This is a genomic window from Dokdonella sp., from assembly GCF_049593775.1.
In the GTDB taxonomy this organism is placed as follows: Bacteria; Pseudomonadota; Gammaproteobacteria; order Xanthomonadales; family Rhodanobacteraceae; genus Dokdonella.
Window position 1 is genome coordinate 1 of record NZ_JBAWHJ010000070.1, and the last position, 10,332, is coordinate 10,332.

The window sequence follows — 10,332 nt, forward strand, 5'->3', positions numbered from 1 at the left end:
GCGCTGCGGCAGCGCTGCTGCTTGCCACCTTCGCAGCGCGCGCGGTCGATAGGGCCTTTCGCACTGCCGCGGATGGGCCTCCGCACTGGATTCACTTCGAACTCGATTCGAACATTGTCCTGCTGACGCTTGCGGTGGCGGTTCTAACCGCACTTGTTGCGGGCCTGCTGCCGGCCCTGCGCGCTGGAGGTGATGCAATGTCCGGCGGCCTTCGCGACGGTGCACGAACCATGGGCGCTGGTACAGGGCGGGCCAGTCGTGTGCTGATGGTTGGCGAGGTGGCATTTTCGCTGGCTTTGCTGATGGCCGTAGGCACCATGATTCGTGGTGTTTCGGCACTGGAAAGTCCCGAGCTCGGCATCATCACGAAAGGCATCCTGACCGCGAGAATCGGCTTGTTCGAGAGTGCCTATCCGAATGGCGCCGATCAGGTGCATTTGTTCGAGCGCGTCATCGACACCGTGCGCCGCGATCCGGCTGTCGTGGATGCAACGGCAGGAACCAACCTTCCCGGTCTGGAAGGATGGACGCGCGAGGTGGTGGCCGATGGAGGGGACATCGATCACGACGGAGCATTGCCGCGGATCAATTTTTCTGCGGTCGACGATCGCTATCTGTCTACCTACGGGATCAAGCTGGTCGAGGGACGATTCTTCGACTCCCGCGATGTCGCGACTTCGGCGGCAGTTGCCGTGGTGGATCAGCGATTCGTCGAGCAACATGGGCAACAGGGAAGTGTGCTTGGAAGCCGTTTCAGGCTTGATCCAGCCAGTTCGGATCAGGCTCTGGTCACTGTTGTTGGCGTCACATCCTCGATTGCGCTGGATAGTCCTGTTGATCCCCCGCGACCCTCCTTGCTGGCGCCACTACGCCAGCAGCCGGCGCGATTTGCCAGCCTTGCGATCCGGGTGAAAGGTGATCCGGCGACATTTGCACCGAAGCTGGTCGAAGCAATTCGCGAAGTCGACGCGGATACGCCTGCCTACTGGGTGCGTACTTACGACCAGGTGATTCGCGATGCAACGTTTGATACGCGAATGCTGGCGAAACTGTTCGGTATCTTTGGTCTGCTCGCCCTCGTTCTTGCGGGTGCTGGCCTCTACGGAGTGATCGCGTTCAACGTGGCCCAGCGCACACGCGAGATCGGCGTTCGCAGGGCACTCGGTGCGCGAACAGGAAACGTGTTGCGGAACGTGCTGGCGCGTGCCGGCTGGCACGTGGGAATCGGTGTCGCACTCGGGCTGGGCCTTGGCTTCGCCCTGATACGCGTGCTTGCAAGCGCCTTGCACGGAGTTGCCGGAAACAGCATTGACGGAAATGGCGTATTTGGCGTGCTGGCGGCGCTGGGCGTGCTGCTGTTCGCCGCGGCAGTTGCGGTTGTCCTCCCGGCAAGGCGTGCCTTGCGAATTGATCCAATGATTGCCCTGCGTGACGAATAGGAGGCACAACATGTTGTCGGATTTTCGGCTTGCACTGCGCGCCTTGCTGCGAACGCCGTTGTTCGCCCTTGCTTCCATTGGCATGCTCGCATTTGGAATCGGGCTCAGTGTGGCGATGGTCAGCACACTGAGCGGCGTGCTGATGCGTGGGTTGCCGTTTCCGGACAGCACACGAGTAGTCATGCTCAATGCGAGCAGCGCCGTCGAGCATGTGGACCAGGCCAATCTCTCGGTAGTCGAAGCGCGGCAACTTGCCGAATCCACCCCTGGTTTCGAGGCGCTGGCCTACTTCACCTACTGGAGCGACACACTGCAGATCGACGGTGAGCGACCGCGCGATGTCACTGCGCAAAAGGTCAGCGCCGACTTTTTTCCGGTGCTCGGCATGCAAGCCTTGCTGGGACGCACGCTGAGTGCTGAAGACATTCGCGAAAATCGAGCGGTCGCGGTGATCTCCTACGAAGAGTGGCAACGCGGTTACGGCGGCAGCGCAGAGGTCGTGGGTCGCAATCTGCACATCGCGGGGCTTGGGCCGCTGGAGATTGTCGGTGTCATGCCGCAAGCAATCAGAGTCTTCACTGGCGATACGGGGATCTGGCGACCGATCAGTGAACATGATTTTCCGGCCGATGGGGAGCGTCAGCTCAACCAGCGCTACTTGCTCATGGTCGGTCGGACCGAGGTCGGAATATCGGAGGCGCAGGCGTTGGCTGCACTCGATGCGCAGGCGGAGTCCATCCGCGCCACGCATGGGTTGAGCAGGTCCGACTGGAAGTTCACGATGCGTACCCTGCTTGATCTGCTGGTTGGCGATGTCCGTGTCGCCCTGTGGGGCGCGCTGACGCTTGCCCTGCTGATTCTGCTCATCGCCGCCGCGAATGTCGCGATCCTGGTTGATGGACGACAGGCGGCGCGACGCCATGTACAAGCGGTCATGCTCGCTGTCGGTGCGAGTCGCCAGCGTGTCTGGCGTGGCTTGCTGGCGGAGCTGCTGGTCATCGCCGCGTTCGCGTCGGCCATTGGCGTCGGCATCGCCCAGGTCGGTATTGTCCTGCTGCGTGACCTTGCCCGCGGCAGCATCCCGCGTGTGGACGGCATCGCAATGGACTGGCAGATGGTCGGCATCGCTTCCTTGCTCGGTTTGGCCATGCCGCTGGTTGCACTGATCGGTGGCGGGCTACGCGTCGACGCCCAGGCAAACGAAGCCATCCGCAGCGGCGGCAGGTCGCTGGTCGGCCGGCGGCGTCAGCATCGTGTGCTGCCTGCCGCGGCGATGGCCTTGTCGACCGTGAGCCTGATTGCAGCACTGGGATTTGGTGCGGTGCTCTGGAAGTTGCAGGGTATCGAACCTGGTTTCTCGGCCGATCGCGTGCACGCCCTGCAGTTGTTTCGGGGAACCAGGCGCGCAGACTGGATTGGTTTTTCGGAGCAGATGCAGGGAAGGCTCGCGACGATACCCGGCGTAGACGACGTCGCCCTGACCAGCAGCGCACCACTCTCGAGGATCGGGCCCAGTCGTATCGATCTGCACGTTGCAGGTCGTGCAGAAAGCGATCCCATTCAAGTCACCTTCCGACGTGTTTCACCAGGCTATCGTGAGCTGCTCGATATGCCCTTGCTGGCTGGCAGGGACTTCGCGGCGAGCGATCGCGAGGGGAGTGAGCCGGTTGCGATCATCAACCGGACGGCGGCGAAACGGATCTTTGGTGATGCATCGGTGATTGGCCAGCAGATCGCCCTCCCGCTCGACTCAGGCCGACTGGTCGGCTTTCGTCTGGTCGGCGTGGTCGAAGATGTACGCAATAGCGGACTGCGCCTGCCGGCTGCACCCGAGGTGCTGGTTCCCTTTTCCCAGGCTCCGGGCGTTGCCATGACTTTTCTCGTTCGCGGTGATCGTGAGCTGGCAGGAATCGACCGGCAGATGGCTGATGCATTGGCTGCAATCGATCCGGGACAAACGGTCACGCGTCAGTACTCCCTGTCCAGTGACCTCGCAGCGGAACTCGCACCGGCTCGGTTCTTTGCCCGGACTGTCGGTGCCTTTGCATTCGCCGCGCTTCTGCTGGCCATGCTGGGGGTCTACGCGGTTGCCTCGTTGCGTCAGCAGCAGCGAGTGGGCGAGTTTGGCCTGCGGCTCGCAGTGGGAGCCGCGCCGGGGACGCTCGCAGTGTCGATACTTCGAGACAGCCTGCGCAGTAGCGCACCAGGCGTGGCCATTGGCGTGGGCACCGCCTGGGCCACCATGCAACTCATTCAGGCGCAGTGGTCTGGGTTGGAAACAGTCCAGCAACCGGTGCTGATTGCCGCCGGCCTGATTGCGATGACCCTGGCCGCAGTGCTTTCAGCCGTTCTTCCCGCCTGGCGAGCAACCCGAATTGACCCGATTACAGCGTTGCGCAACGAGTGAGGTACACAAGAATGCTCTCCGATCTCAAATTCGCCCTGCGTTCCCTGTCTCGTTCACCGGTCTTCACTACGGTATCCGTGCTCATGCTGGGTGCTGGCATAGGCCTGTCGATCTTCATGTTCAGCAGCATCAACGCCTACCTGCTCAAGCCCCTGCCGTTTGCCGAACCGGATCAACTTGTACATTTCGAGTACACCGACAGTCAGGCGACATCGCGCAATCTGGCGCTTCCTGCCAGCGACTGGCTGGATTTCAGCGAGCGCCAGAAGACCCTGAAATCGCTGGCAGCCTACACGGTTGGTACAGCCAATCTGGGTGGCCTTGATGGGCCTGCCGAACGCTTGTCCGGAGCCTGGATCAGTGCAGATGCGCTGTCGACGCTCGGAGTGGCTCCGATCCTCGGCCGCGATCTTGTCGCCGACGATCAAATCGATGGTGCCGAACCCGTGGCGATGATCGGATTCGCATTCTGGCAGAAGCATCTGAATGCAGATCCGCAAGCGGTCGGCCGGAACCTGCGTATCAACGGCGAGTCAACGCGCGTCATCGGCGTGTTGCCGCGTGACTTCGCTTTTCCGATGGCCGAATCGCTGTGGTTGCCGTTGTCGAGTAGTCGTGGCTCGGAGCAAAGCGAAGATGAAACCCTGGTCAAGGCGTTCGGCCGCTTGTTGCCGGGTGTCTCGATTGAACAGGCGCAATCGGACTTTGGCAGCATGATGATCGGTCTCGCTGCGGAGCGGGGAATGCCACTGCGCGGTGACAAGGCCAAGGTTGAACCCTTCAGTGACGAGTTCATCCTGCCGCAGATCCTCGGCGTGACCAAGACCATGTTCGTCGCGGTGCTGCTGGTGTTGCTGATTGCATGCGCAAACGTGGCCAGTCTGGTCATGGCGCGTTTTTCGACGCGGGCGCGTGAACTGTCGGTGCGCGCGGCGCTCGGGGCGAGCCGTCGACGCCTGATCATGCAGGTGTTCCATGAGTCATTCGTGATTGCGACGCTTGCTGCGCTGCTCGGCTACTGCGGTGCCGAAGCAGCCGGGCAATTGATGACAAGGGCGATGTCCGCAGGCGAGGCACTGATGCCCTACTGGGTCGACTACCGTACCGATTGGCGTGATCTCGCCTTCAGCGGGGGCATTGCCCTGTGTGCGGCCGTCCTGGCAGGACTCGTTCCTGCCTTGCGCGCCGGACGCATCGACATCCAGGCGGGCCTGCGCCAGGGCAGTGCCGGAAGCATCGGTGATGGCAGCAAGCTCGGGCGATCGCTGGTGGCCGCCGAAGTTGCCTTGTGCGTGATCCTTCTGGTCGGCGCGGGAGTCGCCATTCGAAGCGCCATGCAAGCGCAGGAAGCGCCGCTTGGCATCGATACCGAACAGGTTGTCAGCGGACGCATCGCCATGTTCGATGGCGACTATCCCGATGCGGCGGCGCGATTGCGCTTCACCGAGAACCTCGAGCCACAATTGCGCGCCCTGCCAGGCGTCACCGCCGTCGCCTTCGCCAGCACCTTGCCGCTGATGGGCTACGAGCGACAGAAGTATGCGAAAGCCGGAGAGGACCATGCCGATGATGCGAGTCGTCCGCAGGCCTGGTCGTCCAGCGTCAGCGATGATTTCTTCAGCGTATTCGGCATTGCCCTGCGAGAGGGCCGCAGCTTCGATGCACGCGACACGGCGATGAGCCCGCTGGTGGCCGTGGTCAGTGCCAGCTTTGCCGCCAAGGCCTGGCCGGATGGCAGGGCGATCGGTCAGCGCGTGCAGCTCAATCCGAAAAATGCCGGCAGTCCGTGGCTGGAAGTCATCGGTGTTGTTGCCGACAGCCTTCAGGCTGACTACCTGATCACCTCGGCCACCGCAGCGGCACATCGAGGCGATGGCAACGTGTTCCGGCCGATCAGCCAGAATCCACCGACGATCGTCAGTTTCGCCTTGCGTGCCAATGGTGGTGTCGCTGCACTGAACGAGTCCCTGCGTGCGGCGGTCAGCTCGGTTGATCCCAACCTGCCGGTCTACTGGTTGCAGGGGATGGACCAGTGGAAGGAAAAGATACTCTGGGGCTCGAACATCATGGCCGATCTGTTTGGCGTGTTTGCGGTGTTCGCGCTGCTGCTCGCTGTCGCCGGCATTTATGCCGTGCTTGCTTTCGACGTCAATGCCCGCAGTCGTGAAATCGGAGTGCGCCGAGCACTCGGAGCGGGATCCGGAAGTGTACTTGGCCTTGTGTTCAAGCGCGGTGCTCGCCAGGTCATGGCCGGTTTTCTCATTGGCATTCCACTCGCCTACGCTTTCTCGCGCGTGCTCGGCAGTGCGGTCATGCCCGGCGCGTCGAATGATCCCCTGGTCTATGTGCTGGTCATCGCGGCGCTGGCCGTCGCCCTGCTGTTCGCCGCCCTTGTCCCCGCGCGTCGTGCCTTGCGCGTCGATCCTGTCGTCGCCCTACGAAACGAATGAGGACACATTGATGTTTGATACCGTTATTCAGGATCTTCGATACGCGGCGCGCACCCTGACTGCGCGTCCGGGTTTTGCGCTGGCCGTGCTGTTGACTCTTGCGCTGGGCATCGGCGCAAATGCGCTGGTCTTCAGCCTGATCAATGGCGTGTACCTGAAGCCGCTGCCGTATCTGGATGATGCAGCACTGATCAGAATCGACAACAGCTATCCGAAAATGGGCCTCGAGCAAGCGGGGGTGTCGATACCCGATTATCTCGATCGCCACGACGGCCTGCCGGCAACAACCGCCAGCGCGATATACAGCGGAAAAAGTTTCAACCTGGCAGTTGAAGGCGCGCCCGAGCGAGTGCGCGGAATCCGTGCATCGCCATCACTTTTCGTCACGCTGGGCGTGCAGCCGGTGCTGGGTCGTGCCTTCGACTCGACCGAATCCGAGGTCGGGAATGAAAAGGTCGTTGTGCTCGGCAATGACATGTGGAAGAACCAGTTCAACGCCGACCCGGCGGTGATTGGACGCAATCTGCGTCTCAACGATGAAGTCCATGAAATCATTGGCGTGATGCCACGTGGCTTCCTTTTCCCGGATCGTGAAACCCAGCTGTTTGTGCCATTCGCATTTACCGCGGAGCAGAAGTCGGATCGTGAACGCGGCAACGAGTATTCCTCGATGATCGCCAGGTTGGCGCCAGGTGCGACGCTGGCCGATATCCGGACCCAGTCGGATCTGTTGATCCGTCGCAATGCCGAACGTCTCGGTGCGGCGGGCGACGACGGCGCCCAGTTCGCGAGCTTTCTTGAATCTTCCGGATTCACGGTCGTCGCGCACTCGCTGCGCAAAGAAATGGCCGGAGAAGAAGCATCGGTCCTGTTCCTGTTGCAGTTGGCGGTCGGTCTTGTTCTGCTTGTCGCCTGTGCAAACATTGCCAATCTCTTGCTGAGTCGGATGTCGGCGCGACAGAAGGAGTTTGCCGTGCGTACGGCCATGGGCGCGGGTCGCTGGCGCATCCCGCGCCAGCTGCTGATTGAAGCGCTTCTGCTTGCTTGTATCGGCGGGGCAGCAGGAATCGCTGTCGCCTGGCTTGGCTTGCAACTCGTCGCCAGTTCGGGATTGGTGCCGAGCTGGGTACCACTCGAGCTTAATTTTCACGTTGTCGGCTTCACACTCGCAGTTTCGCTCGTTGCTGGCGTGTTGTTCGGGCTTGCTCCCGCGCTTTCTGCCATTTCGACGAAACCGCAGCAGGTTTTGCGTGACAGTGGTCGGCTTGGTAGTGGTCGAGGTGCGGGTCGAACACGGAACGCCCTCGTTGTCGTGCAATTGGCCTTGGCAGTCGCCCTGCTTGCAGGCGCCGGACTGCTTCTGCGCAGCTTTCAGAACGTGCTCGACGAAAATCCCGGTTTCGCCAGTGACAACATGCTGACCGCCGCCATTGCACTATCGGAAGCCAGGTATCCGGACGCCTCCGCGCAGGAGCGCGCTTTTGCGAACATTGTCGATAGAGTGCGCAGCCTGCCTGGCGTCACCAGCGCAGCGGTCAGCGATTCGCTGCCGTTCGGCCCCGGCGGAAGCTTTTCCAGCTTCAGCATCGAGGGACGGCCGAGGAGCGCCATGTCGCCGCATGGTCGTGTGCAGTCGGTCGACGAGGGCTACTTCGAAAGCATGCGCATACCGTTGCTGCGCGGACGCAGCTTCAGTGCATCGGATTGGTCTTCGGAGACAATGGTTACGGTTATCGATGCCTTGTTCGAGCGCAAACACTTTCCCGACGGCGACGCGCTGGGACAGCGGATACGCCGAAATGGAGTGCACTACACAATCATCGGCGTGGTCGGCACGGTGAAGACCGGCGACCTGGCAGAAGACGTTGCCAAGGAAACCTACTACCTGAACTTCGGTCAGGTGCCAAGAGATACCGCGCTGATTGCGCTGCGCAGTACGGTACCGGCTACCTCCATGGTTGAGCCGCTTCGTGCCGCCATTCGTTCAATCGATCCCGAGCAACCCTTGTTTGAGATCAAGAGTTACCAACAGCGAATCGAGCAGTCACTTGCGGGGCGTCGTGTTCCCATGCAGCTCCTCGGTGTCTTCTCGATGCTGGCCTTGATACTGGCATCCATCGGAATCTACGGTGTGCTTGCATTCGCGGTTGCGCAACGCGCAGGAGAGTTTGGTGTGCGCATGGCCATTGGCGCGAAAGATTCGGATATTCGTAGCCAGGTATTGGGCAATGGTGCACGTCTGATAGGCATTGGACTGGGTTTGGGCGTTGTCGGCGCCTTTGCGATCGGACTTGTCTTGAGAAGCCAGTTGTTCGGGGTCGGAAGCGTCGATCTGCCCAGTCTCGTGATCGTCGTTTGCGTACTTGCTTCAACTGCATTTCTCGCCTGTTGGCTGCCTGCACGTCGCGCCGCGTCCATTGACCCGATGGTCGCCTTGCGCAGCGAATAGTGCTGCAACGCGACTGTCCTGTTCAAAAGACTCACCTTCCAGGGAATATCATGATCCATCTTGAGAAAGTCGAAAAATCCTATCCATTGGAAGGCGGGCGCAGCTGGGTGCTGCGCAATGTCGGCCTCGACATTGCCAAGGGCGAGTTTGTCAGCGTGATGGGGCCATCAGGTGCGGGGAAGAGTTCGCTGCTCAATGTGCTCGGCCTGATGGATCACGAATGGCAGGGCGCCTATTTGCTTGACGGCATTGCCGTCGAGAAGCTCAACAACAAGCAGCGCCAGGATCTGCAGCGGGAAAAAATCGGGTTCATCTTCCAGCACTACCATCTAATCGACGATCTCAAGGTGTGGGAGAACCTCGATCTTCCGTTGCAGTATCGCGACGTGCCGGCAAAGGAGCGGGCGGCACGCGTCGCCGATCTGCTGGATCGCTTCCAGATAGTTGGCAAAAAGGATCTTTATCCGAACCAGTTGTCGGGTGGTCAGCAGCAACTGGTAGCCGTTGCTCGCGCCGTCATCACGAATCCGAAGGTCCTGCTGGCTGACGAACCGACCGGTGCCCTGCACTCGGCTCAGGCGCGCATCATCATGGACCTGCTCACCGAGTTGCATGCTGAAGGGATGACCATCGTCCATGTCACCCACAACGAGGCGTATGCCAATGAAGCGCAGCGCATCATCAAGTTGCGTGACGGATGGATCGACAAAGAATGATTGCAGCTTGCACATGCGCCATGCCGGACGCAGGATGGCCTGATTGCGGATTGACCCGCCTGCGGAGTCGCGGATGACTGGATCAGAAAAACCGAACATCCTGATCGCCGATGACCAGCGCGATGTGCGCGAGGCCTTGCGGCTTCTGTTCAAGAGCGAGGGATGGAACTGCAAGGCCGTCGAAGGGCCGTCCGACGCCTTGTCGGCCGTGGGAAGCCAGCATTTTGACGTAGCCCTGATCGACCTCAATTACACGCGCGACACGACTTCCGGGGCCGAAGGTCTCGAGCTGTTGCGCGAGCTGAAAAAGCTCGACGATGATCTCCCGGTCGTGGTCATGACGGCCTGGGGCACGATCAACGTCGCTGTCGAGGCCATGCGTCACGGTGCGGGTGATTTCATCGAGAAGCCCTGGGACAACCAGCGTCTGATGAGCGTGCTCGGCAATCAGCGGGCGCTGGGCAGGGCGCGACGTCGGGGGCAGCGTCTGCAGGCGGCGAATGTCCTTTTGCGCGGACCGGCGGCCGAGGGCTTCATTGCCGAAGCGCCGTCGATGCGGCGGCTGCTCGACAATCTCGCTCGCGTCGCGCCGTCGGATGCCAACGTATTGATCCTTGGCGAGAATGGAACCGGCAAGGGTGTCATCGCGCGCCTTCTGCACGACGCATCGAAGCGGGAGAATGAAAGCTTCGTCAAGGTCAACATGGGTGGCATCCCGGAGTCCGTATTCGAGGCGGAGATGTTCGGCCACGTACGAGGTGCGTTCACTGACGCGAAAAGTGATCGCATCGGACGCTTCGAGCTGGCCGATGGTGGCAGTTTGTTTCTCGACGAGATCGCGAACATTCCTGTCGCGCAACAGCCGAAGCTG

General features: G+C 61.1%; 6 protein-coding genes. All 6 read left to right on the forward strand.

The features are described 5' to 3' along the window. Positions 1-1,439 (forward strand): FtsX-like permease family protein (locus WBP53_RS02500; protein WP_423925607.1); only part of this gene is annotated, 1,439 nt, incomplete at its 5' end. 10 nt (positions 1,440-1,449) lie between these two features. Next, a complete protein-coding gene (locus WBP53_RS02505) occupies positions 1,450-3,846 on the forward strand; it encodes an ABC transporter permease (RefSeq protein ID WP_423925609.1) in 2,397 nt (798 codons plus the stop codon). Between the two features lie 11 nt (positions 3,847-3,857). Beyond that, positions 3,858-6,296 carry an ABC transporter permease gene (locus tag WBP53_RS02510; RefSeq protein WP_423925611.1) on the forward strand — a complete coding sequence of 813 codons (2,439 nt, stop codon included), beginning with the start codon at positions 3,858-3,860 and terminating at the stop codon, positions 6,294-6,296. Positions 6,297-6,306: 10 nt separating this feature from the next. Further along, positions 6,307-8,745 carry an ABC transporter permease gene (locus WBP53_RS02515; RefSeq protein ID WP_423925613.1) on the forward strand — a complete coding sequence of 813 codons (2,439 nt, stop codon included), beginning with the start codon at positions 6,307-6,309 and terminating at the stop codon, positions 8,743-8,745. 50 nt (positions 8,746-8,795) lie between these two features. Next, positions 8,796-9,461 (forward strand): ABC transporter ATP-binding protein, encoded by a 666-nt coding sequence (locus tag WBP53_RS02520; protein WP_423925615.1) that lies wholly within the window; start codon positions 8,796-8,798, stop codon positions 9,459-9,461. Between the two features lie 73 nt (positions 9,462-9,534). Next, the coding region (locus tag WBP53_RS02525; protein WP_423925617.1) for a sigma-54-dependent transcriptional regulator at positions 9,535-10,332 on the forward strand (798 nt) is incomplete at its 3' end.

Excerpts from the sequence above, each read along its gene's own strand:
- WBP53_RS02510 (WP_423925611.1), top strand. The coding sequence starts at position 3,858 with ATGCTCTCCGATCTCAAATTCGCCCTGCGTTCCCTGTCTCGTTCACCG.
- WBP53_RS02515 (WP_423925613.1), top strand. The coding sequence starts at position 6,307 with ATGTTTGATACCGTTATTCAGGATCTTCGATACGCGGCGCGCACCCTG.
- WBP53_RS02505 (WP_423925609.1), top strand. The coding sequence starts at position 1,450 with ATGTTGTCGGATTTTCGGCTTGCACTGCGCGCCTTGCTGCGAACGCCG.
- WBP53_RS02520 (WP_423925615.1), top strand. The coding sequence starts at position 8,796 with ATGATCCATCTTGAGAAAGTCGAAAAATCCTATCCATTGGAAGGCGGG.